Here is a 13,936-nt window from a genome sequence, read left to right as displayed (position 1 = left end):
TCCACCCGCCGGACCACGTGAATGGGATCACAGGTTCAGCATGCCGATAGTCTGCCGCTGTTTCCACGGATTATCTAGCCTTTTGTGTAAATTCCATGAAAATTCGAGTTCCACTGATCAGAACGCTGGTAGCGTATTCTCTGTCACAGAAGCTCGAACAGTTCCCCGAGGAGATGCTGATGAACGCAGAATTCGAAGGTCCCGATCTCGTCGTGGCCGGTGCCGGCGGAGGCCTGATCGCTGCCCTCCGTGCCGCCGAACTGGGACGCTCGGTTCTCGTCGTGGAGGCGAACCCGCGCTTCAAGCGGGGAAACAACACCTCGATGTCCACCGCCATGATCCCCGGCGCCGGGTCTCGGTGGCAGAGAGAGGCCGGCGTCGCCGACTCTCCCGAGAACTTCCTCGCCGATGTGCTGAAGAAGACCGGCGGGACCGTAGACGAGGAACTGGCCCAAGCACTGGCCGGCGTGAGCGCGCGGCTCGTGGAGTGGATGGCCGATCACCTGCAGATGCCCCTGTCCCTGGTGACCGACTTCCCGTACCCCGGTCACAGCCAGTTCCGCTGCCACACCGTGCCGGGACGGTCCGGCAGCGCGATGCTGGACATGCTGCTGGCCAAGGTCGGTGATTCTGAGTTGATCGACGTCCTCGTGCCCGCACGCCTCGAACACGTTCTGCTCGCTGAGGACGGTTCGGTCCGCGGTGTGACCGTCTCCAGTCCGGACGGAACAGAGGAGATCCCCACCCGCGCCGTCCTGCTGGCCACCAACGGCTACGGCGCCAACCGAGAGCTGGTGCACGAGCATCTGCCCGAGATCGCCGGGGCCACCTATTACGGCAGTGAGGAATCCACGGGCGATGCCCTGCGGATCGGCCGTGACCTGGGTGCGGCCACCGCATTCCTGGACTCATACCAAGGCCATGCCGCACTGGCCTCCCCGTCCGCCATGCTCACCACGTGGGCCACCGTCATGCACGGAGGGTTCCTGGTCAACGAGGCGGGACAGCGCTATGGAGACGAGACCATGGGCTACTCGGAGTACGCCCGAGAATCAGTCGAGCACGCCGCGGGGCGGTCGTGGATCATCCTCGACCAGCGCATCTACGATGCCTGCCTGGTCTTCCAGGATTTCGTGGACGTCGTCGAGTCCGGCGGGATCCACTGGGCCGATGATGCTGCCAGCCTGGCCGAGTCCTGCGGCATCGAGCCCCTCGGGCTCGTCGAGACCGTCCGGCAGGCACAGTCGATCGCCAGCGCTGCCGGCCTCGATCCCTGGGGACGCACCGCATGGGAGGCACCCCTTGAAGGAAAGCTGGGTGCCGTCTTCGTGGAACCGGCACTCTTCCACACCCAGGGCGGCCTCGCCGTGGACGGCCATGCACGGGTCCTCAGCGAGAGTTCCACCCCGATCACCGGGCTTTATGCTTCCGGAGGGGCAGCCACGGGCATCTCAGGTCACGGACCCTCCGGATACCTCGCGGGCAACGGCCTCCTCCCCGCTCTCGGGCTGTCCCTGCTCGCAGCAGAACATGTAGCCGCCTGGGACAGGGGGTCATAGGCTTTTCTTCACTGGCCGGCACCATCACCACAGCATCGCCCTCGTTCCCTCGAGGAACCCGTCGAATAATGAGGATCATGACAGAACCATCCGTCCACCGCCCACCGGACTCCACGACCGGACGGGTAGTGCAGGTCCTCCTGGCGTTCTCTCAGGGCAAGTCCCTGCTGGGGGTCAGCGACATCGCGCGTTCCACCGGACTGAGCAAGGCAGTGACCCACCGCATCCTGCAGGAACTGGGCACCAACCACTTGGTGGTCCAGGATCCGGCCAGCCGCAAGTACACCCTCGGAAACGGCGCCTTCGCCCTGTCCAACGCAGCCTCGGCACAATCGAGTCTTCGCAAAGAGGGCATGGCCATGCTCGCCGCACTGTCCGAGGACACCGGGGAGACCACCACCCTCTCCGCCCGGATGGGGTACCGCAGAACCTATATCGGGCAGGTGGAGAGCTCACAGCTCATCCGCATCTCAGTGCAGGTGGGACTGAGTCTTCCCCTCACGGTCGGCGCATCCGGTCACGCCATGCTCGCCTTCCTGCCGCAGGCGGACATCGAGGACGTCCTCAACCGGCCGGTACCGGCCCTGAACGAACGCACGGAGACCCGTCCCGAACGGATCCGGGAACGACTGGGCCTCGTGCGGGAACACGGCTACGCCCGCACCGACAGCGAACGCGTTGCCGAATCAGTCAGTTTCGCCGCACCCGTGTTCGATGCCGTCGGTGAGGTCACCGGCTCCCTCAGCATTGCCGCGCTGGCAACTCGGGTCGACGACGACAGGGAAGCAGAATTGGGCCGACGGGTGATGGAGGCCGCTGCACACCTCACCGAGCAGCTGGGCGGTCACTCGCCCGTGCACTGATCGGATCTCAGATGCTCCTGCCCGGCGTCAGCCTTGTTAGCCTGACCCTACGCACGCCCCGCACCACCAACGCCCGAAGGCAGGCATCCGTGACAGACACCAATCCCGACGACGCACGCAGCGACCGCGAGAAGGCGGCCGACGCGACGCACGAGGACTCGGGCTACAGCATTGACGGCGACACTCCCCCCGCGGAGGGCCTGGGAGTAGGGCCCACCAACAACGAGCTCGACGTCGACCGGCCCGGTGTGGGTGCCAAGAACAAGACCTGGCTCGTGGTCATCCTCGCGCTGGTCTTCGTCTTCGTCATCCTGGCGATCATCGGTCGGATTGCCGGGATGTTCTGACCAGTGCGGACGCTACTCCGTCGAGACTTTCTGGGCAGGACACTGTGTGCTGACAATCCTCCGGATGGCATCATGTTCCGCCTGAGTCATCCAGAGGTCATACTTGGCCTTGACCGCTGACTGACGGGCAACGTAGTCACACCGATAGCCATGGTTCGGGGGCAACCACGTCGCGGCGTCACCGTCACCCTTGGCCGCGTTGGAAGGGCCGTCCACGGCGAGCAGGTTCAACGGGTCATTGGCGAACTCGGCGCGCTGGTCCGGCTCCATGAGCTGGGCCCCCTTCTGCCATGCATCCGACAGCGCCACCACGTGGTCGATCTGCACGAGCGTGCTGGTGTCTTGTCCACGGACGAAGTCGATCGTTTCCGCCGTAAAGGGGTCTTGAAGAACACCCGAGGTGATGACGCAACCGTGGGTGCCAGGTTTCGCGATCGTCTCCGTCAGGTCGCGGCCAAGGATGTCATTGCGAGCATCGCAGCCGTTGCCGTCAGGATCTTGCCAACCGCTGCCGAACAAGTCGCGATCATACCCAGTCCGGGGTGCACGCCCCTTGACGGGGATGGTCTCCAACTGGGCTAGCACAGTGCCCGCCTCAACACGTGACTCCTCCACGGCTACTCCAGCCGCGAGACTCTCCTCGACCGGCACGAGCGAGGGACCGAACGACGAGGTGAGAGGCAGGCCGGGGGTTTCTGACCCCACGATGATCGGCTCCGGGGTGGGCTCCTCGGAACCGATCATCAGTGGAGCGGCGGGGGACGGTGCTGCGACGTCTTGGCCGCCGCAGGCCGTCACACCGAACCCCAGCAGGAGTCCGAGGACGATCACCCCTCGCTTGTCACTACGAGTCTTCACTCGCAGCCGACACCATCACCATCGCGGTCCAGCTTCTTGCTGTAGCCCGGGTCGCCGCGGTAGACGGGTGCCGCACCCGCGGCGCGAGCCTCGGAGCAGTTGGCATAGTAGGCCGACGCCGGCGCTCGCGCTGGTTCCGGTGCCGGTGCCGGTGCCGCTTCGCGTTCCCGCGTGGCCTGCCTTTCAGCTTCAGCCTCGGCCTTCCGCTCAGACTCGGCCTGAGCGGCCCGGTCGGCAGCGGCCTTCTCCTCCGCTACCTTGTCAGCAGCGGCCTTCTCGGCGGCGGCCTTCTGTGCCGCTTCCTCCGCGGCCGCCTTGTCGGCTGCTTCCTTTTCGGCAGCGGCCTTCTCCGCCGCCTCCTTTTCTGCAGCAGCCTGTTCAGCCGCAACCTTCTGGGCTTCGACCTCAGCTGCCTCGTGGTCCGCGGCGGTGAACCACACGAACTCTCCCTGGCCGTCGTCGTCGCAATAGAGCGTGTCTGCGCCTTGGGTCATGATGAGGTGATCGGCATCGCAGGCTTCCCCGACGAAGCTGGCCAGTTCCGGCTCCGTGCTAATGGTCGGAGTCGGTTCTTCAGAAACTGTGATGGGGTCGGTTGTCGAGGCAGGGAGGCTCGTGCTGAAGACCACTGCAGCGATGATGAAGAGGACGAAGGTGCCCCCCACCAGTCCACCGGCAACGCGTCGGTTCCGGATGCGGGCCCAGCGGAGACCACCCGCAATCAGCGCGATGAGAGCGATGATGAACGCGGGGATGCACAACAGCATCAGAACCACGGGTGCGAAAACGAGCAGCAAGATCAGAACCGCAAGAGCGATCAGGCCGATGATCAGCCATCGCCTTCGGTTGGCGGATGCATTCTGGGCAGAGTCCGCTCCAGGCAGAGTATTCATTTGGAAGTCCCCATGAGAAAAAGACGAGTGATAGTCAAATCATACAAGCACTTGGACCTACAAGTAAGCCCCAAACGCGTTTTTTCTCTGAGGTCTTTCACGCGCCTACCTCACGTAAAGAACTGATTCTCACAATGTTCCTTTTGTGGCCGTGGCCATCAATCCTCGTCGTCGCCCTCTCAGCGAGATCAGCGAGCAAACCGGTTCATGGACACCTCGTGGTTAACTGAGTCGCTGGCGAATCGACAGCTGGCCCTCCCTCGCCGCCTTCTCGGAGGCCCGCCAGGAAGGAACACTGCCCATGATGGGACCGCACCATGCCGCCTGTGGAGCCGCAGGCTGGGTGCTGATCGCCGCAGACTCCGCGGTGCCACTGGGCCCGCTGGCCGGCGTCGGGCTCTTCGGACCGGAATCCGCACTTGTGCTGCCCGAGGCGATCCCGCTGGGCTTCGGGCTGCTCCCGGGGATCACGGACCTCGGCATCCTGACCGGCGCGATCGTGGCCGCCGGGGCAGCACTGCTGCCGGACGCCGATCACCGCAGCGCGTCGATCGCCCATTCGCTGCCACCGGTCTCCGAGTGGATCTGTGCGGCTGTCGGCAGGATCGCCGGCGGACACCGCAACGGCACCCACTCACTGCTCGGCCTCGCCGCCTTCACCCTGATCGCATGGCTGCTGTCCCTGCTGGCCATGCCCACCACCACTGGCACCGTGCAGATCGGCGCCGGCCTCGGGACCGTACTACTGGCCTCCTTCGCGGTGAAGGCACTGAAGTTCATGCCGGACCGGGCACGGAAGGTTCCCTGGCTGGTGGCCATTCCCCTGGGTGCCCTGGTGACGGTGGGGCTGGGCGACCAGGGTCAGCTCTTCGTGGTGGCCGTGGCCACCGGCGTCATGGCCCATATTGCCGGTGACATGCTCACGGACGGCGGGTGCAACCCGCTCTGGCCGGCCGCCTTGAGGCCACCGCGGCTGGTTTTGAGGACTCCACTGCTCAACACGCTGTGGAGTGCCGGCGGCAGGATGAAGCTGCCCCTCCTCGGGCCCACCGGGTCACGGCGCGAGTGGGCCCTGGCCTCCGTGGTCTCGCTGGTGCGGTTGCCGGATTGCTGAGCGCCCTGGGCCGGATGATCCTTGACGTCGGGGTGTAGATCCCACCGCCCGTCAGCGCGAGGGCGCCAGGGGCGGCGCCACGAGCGAATCGGCGTCATGGCTGGCCAGCCACCCGTAGAACGGCGCCATTTTCCGGATCCTTTCGTCCCGCGCGTCGTACTCTTCTTCGACCACCGAATCGTAGAGATGCCCTGCCTCTAGAGATGCCAGCTGCACGGCATTCGCCCGTTCCAGGCGCAACGACTGGTACTGCGCCAAGGCCTCGGGTGCGTCCGCAACGGAGGACCCTTCGAGCGCGGCGGCCAGGGCGAAGGCGTCCTCAATGGTCTGGCTGCCGCCCTGACCGAGGTGGGGCAGCATGGCGTGGGCGGCGTCGCCGAGTAGGGCGAGCCGTCCGCTGGTCCAGCTCGCCAGCGGGGGGCGGTCAAACAGTCCCCATTGGAACGTGTCCGTGACCCGCTCGATCAGACCAGTGACCACGGGATCCCAGCCCGTGAACTCCGCGGCGAGCTGCGCCGGATCGCCCGGAGCCGTCCAGGAGTCCCGCTCTCCCCCGTGGGCCGGGACCACCGCGACAATGTTGATCAGCCGGTCCGCCCGGATCGGATACACCAGGAAGTGCTTCCCCGGGCCGATCCACATCTTCGAGGTGCCCCATTCCCAGTCCTCCGCCCCCGTGACGGGGACCAGGGCCCGGTAGGCCGCGGTCCCGGAGGAGCGCGGGGCGGCGACCTCCCCGACGACGTGGCGGCGCACGACGGAGTGGATGCCGTCTGCGCCGATCACCACATCAGCTCGGGCGGTCTCGCCATTCTCAAAACGCAGGCGCACCCCAGAGTCATCCTGCTCAAGATCGAGCAGCCGGTGGCCGGTATGGATCGCGGAGTCCGGCAGCGCGGAGGCGAGCACCTCGATCAGGTCGGCACGGTGCACCCCGAAGACCCGGCGATCCCATGCGGCACCGGGCTCGCGAAGCGTGGAGATGAAGGAGCCGTCCTCCCGCAGCTGGAAGTACCCCTGGTCCAGGTGCGAGCCGACCTGCTCGATCTGCGCCAGCAGACCGAGGCGCTCCAGCAATCGCCAGCCGTTGGAGGCGAGCGAGATACCGGCACCGATCTCCCCGAGCGCCCGGGCCTGTTCGACCACCTCGGCCTCGATACCGCGCCGCCGCAAGGCGGCCACCGCGGCCAATCCCCCGATGCCTGCTCCGATCACAGCAACTTTCATTCCTACTCCTCCAAGGTGGCGATGACGGTCCGGACGGCACGAGCCTTAAGGCTGGACGTAGAGGGATTCGACATCCATCGGGTTCTCGGCCATGCCGTACTTGAGCATCAGGTCATAGATGGTCTGCATCTTCTCGACCGGCAGGTCCGTGTGCGCCGGCTCCAGATGGATCGACTGAGCGGTCTCCTCGTCCATCTTCAGGAACTCGGGCAGCATGGCCCGGACGCCCTCCTCGTCCTGGGCGGCGCGCTCGGCCGATTCCGTCAGCGCCTCTTGGAAGGCGGTCACGAGCTCTGGCTTCTCCTCCGCTATGGATTCGCTGGTGAAGGCGATGGTCAAGGGCATACCATCCATGACTTCCTGGTTCGGATACCCGACGGCCACGTTCTCCGGATCTGCCAGGGCCCGGCCCATGAAGGGCTCGGGCAACCACACGGCGTCCACATTCCCCTGCTCGAGCTGGGCCAGCATGTCCGGGAAGGGCATCTCGTTGAAGTTGATCTTCTCCGGATCAGCTCCGGCCATCTCTGCGGCCTCCATGATCGAGAGGTCGCCCAAGGTATGGACGGCGTTGACGGACACGGTCTGGCCCTCCAAGTCGTCGAAGCCCGTGATCCCAGAGTCCTTGCGAGCGATCACGGCATTGATGTCATCACCCTCGGCGGAGGACCAGGAATACCCGGAGACCACCTTCATGGGCAGGCCTTGGTCCGCAGCGGTCAGCACGGACATGGGATTGCCCACCGCGAACTGCATGGACCCGTTCTGGACCGCCGGCAACAGCGCCGCGCCGCCCTGGCCCTCGATGAGCTCGACGTCCAGTCCGTGGTCCTCGAAGATCCCCTCGGCCACGCCGTAGCGGAGCTCCGTGGAGGAGGCGATGGCGATGGTGCCCACGGAGATGCTGGTCAGCTCCCCGGAACTCGCCGCCACGGGGCTCGAGCCGGCCTCTGAGGCGGAGTCCTCGGTGCCCGTCGGCGATCCGGAACCGCACCCTGCCAGGACCAGGGTGCCCGCCGCGAGGGCGGCGACCAGGCCCCGGCGGAGCGAGGGGGTGATGGATGCAGCGTGGGAGGTCATGGTGCTTCCTTAGTCAGGGACGGGAGCCGGTGATTTCTGAAGTAAAGACCGGAACCGGGGAATCGACAATGGAATCGGGGGGCTTTTCCTCCTTGAGGAACGAGCCAAAATGGCGACCCTCGGGCGGAGCCACATCCCCCCTTGTATGGCGGCACAGACGCGTGGCACGCTTTCCTCTATGTGGAAACGCGGCGATGACGCTCCAGACTGCTGACCGCGCCCTCCGACTCGTCCGGCTCGTGGCCTCACGGGGCGAGATGACCCTCACCGAAGCGGCTGGCGCCCTCCAGATCAGCGCCTCCATGGCGCACCGGCTCTTGCGCACGTGCGCCGAGGCCGGCTACCTCGATCAAGAACTGCGCCACGGCCCTTATACGATCGGCCCCGCGCTCCGGCAGATCACCGCCGATGTGGCCCGTGGCTCGACCTTGCCAGGTCTGCTCGGCGGAGTGTTGCGGCAGGTCGCCGAGGGAATGCTCGAAACCACCAGCCTCGCCGTCCTGGAGGGCCGGAATATCCGGTTCATCCTGACGGAGGAGGGCACCCACCTGGTTCGGATTGCCCGCCCGGTCCGGACCGTGACCCCGGCTCACGCCACGGCGGCAGGACGGGCGCTGCTGGCGGGGCTGACCGACGACGATCTGGCGGCGCGGTATCAGGGGGCCGCCCTGGAGACGGTCCAGCCGGGAACGATCCAGGACTGGGCCCAGCTCAAGGCGGAGATCAAGAAGGTGCGGAACCGGGGATGGGCCATCCAGGTCGGTGAGGCTCAGCCGGGGGTGGCCGCGCTGGCCATGCCACTGCGGGACGGCTTCGGCCAGACGGTGGCCGCGGTGACGGTCATGGTCCCGTACCTGCGGCTCAGCCGGTCGGACGACGCCCGCTCGCTGGCTCACCGCCTGAGGCCGTACGCAGATCAGATGGAACGGCGGCTGGCCTCGGGTTCAGCCCGGTGACAGGGAGAGGCCGCCAGAGGTGCAACGCCACCGCGCGGCACCTCCGGCGGATCTCCTGATGATCACTTCACCCGGTAGTCACCCCAGTTCCGCACGTCCCACATCCGTGCCGGCTGGCCCGGTACATCGCCCGAGGTGAACCGCGCGGCGCCCAGGTCCAGGCCTGAATCGGCGTCCACGCGGGCCGCGAGGCGGTCAAGCTGCCGCGGCGAGGTGGACTGCCACCGGCCGGTCTCGATCCGGTCGAACAGGGCGGTCAGGGCGGCAGCCTCCTCCGCGGGGGTGAAGGTACAGTGCCCCTCGGAGGCCACGAAGGTCTGGCGCAGCTGGCGCGCGGACCCGGCGGCGGTCACGGTGGACCGGTAGGCGGCGTCATCGGCAATGGTCCCGGCCCCGTCCCCGGTGGTGTGCAGGGACAGCACCGGAGACTCCAGCCGTCCGGTGAAGGTGGCGGTCTGCTCCACCAGCCGTACCGTCTCCGGATCGGCGGAGAGTCGTTCGGCGCGGTCCAGGGTGCGCAGGTCCTCGGTCAGGGACAGCCCGGCCTCCCGGTAGGCCTGCTTCACCTCGGCCCAGCGGCCCGAGCGTTGGAGCTCGCGCCGATAGTCCACCCCAGTGTTCCACGAGAAGGTGCCACCCACGGTCTGTTCATAGCCGGCACGCACGTGGCTGCCCATCGCGAACGGCAGGTGCTCGATGTACCGGTCGATCCGCGCGTCCAGGTGGCCACGGCGGATCTCCTGCCCGGTCTCCGGGTCCACGGCCGGGATCTTGCTCAGCGCGGCGGCGAGGACGGCCCGGGCCCGTCCCTGCTCGGTGGAATCAGCCAGGGCCACAAGCTCGTTCATGGCCTGCAGCTCGGCCGCACGGTCTTCGATGCCCTGGATCTGCATGGCTGAGTCGGGATCCACCAGCTCCCGCAGGGCGAAGGCCGTGTCCAGCTTGTAGTTCCAGGTGCTGATGGCCCCCGCACCACCGCCGCACATCGGCAGGGAGCCGGCCAGCCACTCCGGGGCGGCATCCGCGACGATCCTGGTGGTCAGCCCGCCCTGGGACCGGCCAGCCACCACCACGTCATCGGCGTCACCGGCCAGCCGCTGGAAGGTCTCCACGGCTGCCCCGGCGTTGGACTCGTCCAGCACCAGGTCCCACCCGTCGCTCAGCTCATAGCCGATGGCCCCGTACCCCTGTTCGGCCAGCCACTGAGCGGTCGTCCCCGTGAGGTCGTCCCGGCCCGGCATCACCACCAGGTCACCGTTCCAGTCGGCCGGCTTGTGCAGAGAGTACGCCCGGTCTCCCTCCAGTTGCCCCTGGTGGGACACCACCCCGGGAGCCGGGCCCCGCTCCGGGCGGTTCTGGGGATCGGGGCGGGCGGCCGCGAACGAGCCACCCCGGTCCAGTCCGGCACGGCGCGCGATCCGGTCGGCGGTCCGGTTCAGGTGCGAGGGCTTCGTTGCGGAACCCCAGCGTCCGGTGTCCAACCGCTGTTGCAGCGCCTCCACAAGCGCGGCGATCTCCGCATCGGCGTAGTCGCAGTGGCCGGGACGGTCCACGAAGGTCTGCCGCAGCAGGGACTCGTCCCCGTTCTCCCGCACGCGGTCCGCATAGGTGCGGGCCTGGGTGACGGTGGGCGCGGTGTCCCCGGTCTCATGCAGGGACAGGACTGGGCCGTCGATCTCGCCGGCCGGCGTCGCGTTCCGCTGCATGTAGGCGACCGCCTCCGTATCGGCGGAGATCCGTTCGGCGCCCGCCAGGGTCTCCAGGTCCCGGTCCAGGGAGAGTCCTGCCTGGCGGTACAGGGTCCGCACGAGCGTGGCGTTGTCTGACGCGGCCAGCGCCTTCGAATAGTCCACATCGGTGTTCCAGGAGAAGTTGCCGCCGGCGCGGTCCTCGAGGGGCTGCCGCGGCGAGACCACACCGAACATGAACGCCTGGTAGAGCTGGTCCTGCTGGGCGGCCCAGTCCCGCGCCGAGGGCTTCTCATCCCCGGTCTGCGTCCAGGTGGGGATCTGGGCCAGGCTGGCGGCGAGTGCGATGCGGGCGCGTCCCTCCGGAGTGGCCTGCGCCGCGTCGAGCACCTCGCGGAAGGCGGCCTGGCGCTCGGCCTCGTCGCTGATGTTGACCAGCTGGAGGCGCTCGTCTCCGGGGGCCAGCAGGGTCCGCAGGGCGAAGGTGCCGTCCAGGCTGCCGTTGAGCATGGGGATGGCCCCGGCCACGGATCCGCACAGCGGCAGGGCCGCGTCGATGATGCCCGCATGCTGTTCCAGGGCTGCCACCGAGGTCAATCCGCCCATGGACGAGCCCCAGGCGATGACGTCCTCGGGTTCGCCCAGCCGATCACGGATGACACCCATGACCAGCGGCTGGTTCTCCAGCAGGCCCTCCACGGCCCATCCGCCCTCTGCCGCGGAGGTCCCCGCGAGGGCATATCCGCGCTCCACGAGCCAATCGGTGAGTCCTGCGCTGGGTCCGGCCGAGGGATTGGAACCGCCGCCGCCGTAGCCGGGGTTCCAGACCAGCACCGTCCCGTTCCAGCGTTGCGGCGTCGTCAGCACGTAGTGGCCCCCGTTCGGCAGGTCTCCGCGGACGGTTCCGGGGACACCCGCCCCGCGGGCCGTGGCCGACGTCGGCGCGGCACCGACCGCGTTCACCGGCGCCGCCAGCGCGGGCACCGGGACCAGCAGCGCCGCGGCGAGGGCAGTAGCCAGCGTGGCCCCCGCCAGCACGCGGGCGCGCCGGGGCCTGGCCGTGGGATTGGTGCGCGCCGGGCGGGAGGGACGGGTGATCGGGATGCGGGCCCGGCGTCGGGCGTGATCATGGTGTCGCTCGGCCGGGTTCTCGGCAGGGGTGGTGGGCATGGTTTCGGGCTCGCCTTCAGTGCAGGAGTGACAGGAGGAACAGGGAACATGAGAGGTGCACGAGGGTGCCGGAGGTGCTGGACACCGGGCACGACGGTGGTTCGACGACCGCCCCGGATCCACGAGGCAGCATCATGGACTGCATATTTCGCGCCGCTTCAAGGGCTAAGTGCGGCGCATGTGTGCCGCCACCGCCGGCAAAGTGCGTGAGATGGCTCATACCGTGGCACGGCTAAGCACGCCTGTCAATGCGTGACTTTGGGCGACATTCATTGACATCGACAACGGATTCTGCTGTGATACGAGACACGTTAACCCTGCACTTCTCCCTACCGGCACTCATTGGCCACACTTATTCACCCGGCCAGACAACAACCTGACCCCCATCTGGACTTTCCCGAGGAGAGACCATGCGCACCCATCTCAAGACCCTGGGCCTCCTGGCCGCAGCCGCGATCGCCCTGACAGCCTGCGGCGAGAGTCCCAACGCCCGCCCGGCGGACACCACCAGTGATGCCCCCGCCGAACTCGTCTTCGCCGTGGTCCCCACGGACAACAGCGAGGAACTGCTGGCCTCCTTCGAACCGGTGGTCGCGGCCATCGAGGAGGAGACCGGCCTGCCGGTGGAGATCCAGGCCGTCAGCAACAACGCCGGCGTGATCGAGGCCCAGGTCTCCGAGCGCGTGGACATCGCGGTCTACGGGGCGTTCTCCTACTACCTGGCCTCAGACGTGGCGGAGGTGGAGCCGGTGGCGAAGGACCAGCTCACGCCCGAGCCCGGCTCCGGCTCGGTCAGCTCCCTCGGCGTGACCGCGCCGGGCAGCGGCATCAGCTCGCTGGAGGACCTGACGGGCAAGGACGTCTGCTTCACGGACCCGGCCTCCACCACCGGATACCTGGCCGCGGCCGCCGCCCTGATGGAGGCGGGCATCGATCCGCAGGAGGACCTGAACCCGGTCTTCGCCGGCTCCCATGACGTCGCGGTCACACAGATGATCGCCGGCGACTGCGATGCCGCGTTCGTGGCCGAGACCTTCGTGACGGAGCTGCTGCCGGCCCGCGGCATCATCGAGGACGGGGACACGGAGACGTTCTTCACCTCCGATCCCATCCCGGGCACGCCCATGGTGGTGGGCTCCTGGCTCTCCCAGGACATCAAGGACGGCGTGGTCCGCGCCATGGAGAAGTACGATGCCGTCTCCGCCGTGGAGGCCGGCTTCTGCGAGGAGGACGCCCAGCGTGAGGCCCCGGCCCCCTGGGGCGAGGACGTGGCCGGCAGCCCCGCCTGCGAGTGGGGCGGCACGGGCGCCTTCGCGTTCGAGCCGGCCACGGACGCCGACTACGATCCGATCCGCGAGATCTGCGAGACCACCCAGGCGGAGGTCTGCCGTGATGACGCTTGAGAAGCCCGCGGCCGAGACCGCGCAGCACTCCCCCAGCATCACCCTGGACGGGGTCGTCAAGCGGTTCGGGGACAACACGGTGCTGCACGGGGTGGACCTGGAGATCCACCCCGGCGAGTTCATCGCCCTCGTGGGCCCCTCCGGCGCCGGCAAGTCGACCCTGCTGCGCCTGCTGAACGGCAGCCACTCCCCCACCGAGGGCCGCGTGCAGGTGCTCGGCCGGGAGCCGGTCCGCTGCAGCCGGCGCGAGCTGCGGCGCCTGCGCACCGAGATCGGCTTCGTGTTCCAGCAGTTCGGCCTGGTCGGCCGGCTGACCGCGCTGGAGAACGTGCTGATGGGTGCCCTCGGCACCCTGTCCATGCCCCGCTACGGGATCATGACCTACCCGAAGCAGCTGCGCGAACGCGCCGTGGAGAACCTGGAGCGGGTCGGGCTGGTGGACCAGCGCTTCCAGCGGTGTGACACCCTCTCCGGCGGCCAGCAGCAGCGCGTGGCCATCGCCCGCATGCTGATGCAGGACGCCCGGCTGGTCCTGGCGGACGAGCCCGTGGCGTCCCTGGACCCGGCGGCCAGCATCTCCGTGCTGGAGACCCTGAAGAAGCTCAGTGCCGAGGACGGGTTCACCGTGGTGTGCTCCCTGCACCAGGTTGACCTCGCCCTGGAGGTCTCGGACCGGATCGTGGCCGTGCGGGACGGGCAGTTCATCCTGGACAAGCCCACGAACGCCACCGGCGAGCCGGAGATCCGCGCCATCTACCAAGCCCACCGGGGTGCCTGA

The 13,936-nt window shown here is 67.8% G+C and carries 12 protein-coding genes; 7 read left to right on the top strand and 5 right to left on the bottom strand.

From position 1 onward, the window contains the following. Nucleotides 1-179: 179 nt before the first annotated feature. The 3 genes from IEX49_RS12000 (at nt 180) to IEX49_RS11990 (ending at nt 2,769) form a co-directional block, all read left to right on the top strand. Entirely contained in the window at nt 180-1,559 is a 1,380-nt protein-coding gene (locus IEX49_RS12000) for an FAD-dependent oxidoreductase (RefSeq protein WP_188806407.1), read from the top strand. 77 nt (nt 1,560-1,636) lie between these two features. Next, nucleotides 1,637-2,422 carry an IclR family transcriptional regulator gene (locus IEX49_RS11995; RefSeq protein WP_188806406.1) on the top strand — a complete coding sequence of 262 codons (786 nt, stop codon included), beginning with the start codon at nt 1,637-1,639 and terminating at the stop codon, nt 2,420-2,422. 89 nt (nt 2,423-2,511) lie between these two features. Further along, nucleotides 2,512-2,769, top strand: coding sequence for a DUF6480 family protein (locus IEX49_RS11990; protein WP_188806405.1), 258 nt, complete (start codon nt 2,512-2,514; stop codon nt 2,767-2,769). A 12-nt stretch (nt 2,770-2,781) separates the two neighbouring features. Here the strand turns inward: IEX49_RS11990 and IEX49_RS11985 are convergent, their stop codons facing one another. After that, nucleotides 2,782-3,513: an HNH endonuclease family protein gene (locus tag IEX49_RS11985; protein WP_188806404.1), complete on the bottom strand. Its 732-nt coding sequence runs from the start codon at nt 3,511-3,513 to the stop codon at nt 2,782-2,784. 110 nt (nt 3,514-3,623) lie between these two features. Then, on the bottom strand, nt 3,624-4,520 hold the full coding sequence (locus tag IEX49_RS17075; protein ID WP_308421943.1) for an excalibur calcium-binding domain-containing protein: 897 nt from the start codon (nt 4,518-4,520) through the stop codon (nt 3,624-3,626). A gap of 301 nt (nt 4,521-4,821) precedes the next feature. On the opposite strand from IEX49_RS17075, the gene IEX49_RS11975 reads away from it, so the two are divergent. Beyond that, nucleotides 4,822-5,634 (top strand): metal-dependent hydrolase, encoded by an 813-nt coding sequence (locus tag IEX49_RS11975; RefSeq protein ID WP_188806403.1) that lies wholly within the window; start codon nt 4,822-4,824, stop codon nt 5,632-5,634. A gap of 51 nt (nt 5,635-5,685) precedes the next feature. Here the strand turns inward: IEX49_RS11975 and IEX49_RS11970 are convergent, their stop codons facing one another. After that, complete coding sequence (locus tag IEX49_RS11970; protein WP_188806402.1) at nt 5,686-6,861, bottom strand: FAD-dependent monooxygenase; 1,176 nt, start codon at nt 6,859-6,861, stop codon at nt 5,686-5,688. Nucleotides 6,862-6,906: 45 nt separating this feature from the next. Beyond that, nucleotides 6,907-7,941, bottom strand: coding sequence for an ABC transporter substrate-binding protein (locus tag IEX49_RS11965; protein ID WP_188806401.1), 1,035 nt, complete (start codon nt 7,939-7,941; stop codon nt 6,907-6,909). 194 nt (nt 7,942-8,135) lie between these two features. Between IEX49_RS11965 and IEX49_RS11960 the strand changes: the two genes are divergently transcribed. Further along, nucleotides 8,136-8,897: an IclR family transcriptional regulator gene (locus IEX49_RS11960; protein ID WP_188806400.1), complete on the top strand. Its 762-nt coding sequence runs from the start codon at nt 8,136-8,138 to the stop codon at nt 8,895-8,897. A gap of 62 nt (nt 8,898-8,959) precedes the next feature. Here IEX49_RS11960 and IEX49_RS11955 read toward each other — a convergent pair whose 3' ends face one another. Beyond that, nucleotides 8,960-11,755, bottom strand: a complete 2,796-nt coding sequence (locus IEX49_RS11955; RefSeq protein WP_188806399.1) for an alpha/beta fold hydrolase — start codon at nt 11,753-11,755, stop codon at nt 8,960-8,962. A 410-nt stretch (nt 11,756-12,165) separates the two neighbouring features. On the opposite strand from IEX49_RS11955, the gene IEX49_RS11950 reads away from it, so the two are divergent. Continuing rightward, the gene (locus tag IEX49_RS11950; protein WP_188806398.1) at nt 12,166-13,158 is read left to right on the top strand and encodes a phosphate/phosphite/phosphonate ABC transporter substrate-binding protein; all 993 of its coding nucleotides are present in this window, start codon (nt 12,166-12,168) and stop codon (nt 13,156-13,158) included. Next, the gene (gene phnC, locus IEX49_RS11945; protein WP_188806397.1) at nt 13,148-13,936 is read left to right on the top strand and encodes a phosphonate ABC transporter ATP-binding protein; all 789 of its coding nucleotides are present in this window, start codon (nt 13,148-13,150) and stop codon (nt 13,934-13,936) included. Before IEX49_RS11950 ends, phnC begins: the two co-directional genes overlap by 11 nt.

Origin of the sequence: Citricoccus zhacaiensis, from assembly GCF_014645315.1 — a bacterium.
GTDB lineage: Bacteria > Actinomycetota > Actinomycetes > Actinomycetales > Micrococcaceae > Citricoccus > Citricoccus zhacaiensis.
The sequence above is the reverse complement of the archived record's forward strand: the minus strand, read 5'-3'. Positions and strand labels throughout refer to the sequence as shown.

Bases quoted from the DNA above. Each gene is read 5' to 3' on its own strand.
- IEX49_RS12000 (WP_188806407.1), top strand. From the start codon at position 180: ATGAACGCAGAATTCGAAGGTCCCGATCTCGTCGTGGCCGGTGCCGGC.
- IEX49_RS11995 (WP_188806406.1), top strand. From the start codon at position 1,637: ATGACAGAACCATCCGTCCACCGCCCACCGGACTCCACGACCGGACGG.
- IEX49_RS11985 (WP_188806404.1), bottom strand. From the start codon at position 3,513: ATGATCGGTTCCGAGGAGCCCACCCCGGAGCCGATCATCGTGGGGTCA.
- IEX49_RS17075 (WP_308421943.1), bottom strand. From the start codon at position 4,520: ATGAATACTCTGCCTGGAGCGGACTCTGCCCAGAATGCATCCGCCAAC.
- IEX49_RS11975 (WP_188806403.1), top strand. From the start codon at position 4,822: ATGATGGGACCGCACCATGCCGCCTGTGGAGCCGCAGGCTGGGTGCTG.
- IEX49_RS11970 (WP_188806402.1), bottom strand. From the start codon at position 6,861: ATGAAAGTTGCTGTGATCGGAGCAGGCATCGGGGGATTGGCCGCGGTG.
- IEX49_RS11965 (WP_188806401.1), bottom strand. From the start codon at position 7,941: ATGACCTCCCACGCTGCATCCATCACCCCCTCGCTCCGCCGGGGCCTG.
- IEX49_RS11960 (WP_188806400.1), top strand. From the start codon at position 8,136: ATGACGCTCCAGACTGCTGACCGCGCCCTCCGACTCGTCCGGCTCGTG.
- IEX49_RS11955 (WP_188806399.1), bottom strand. From the start codon at position 11,755: ATGCCCACCACCCCTGCCGAGAACCCGGCCGAGCGACACCATGATCAC.
- IEX49_RS11950 (WP_188806398.1), top strand. From the start codon at position 12,166: ATGCGCACCCATCTCAAGACCCTGGGCCTCCTGGCCGCAGCCGCGATC.
- phnC (WP_188806397.1), top strand. From the start codon at position 13,148: ATGACGCTTGAGAAGCCCGCGGCCGAGACCGCGCAGCACTCCCCCAGC.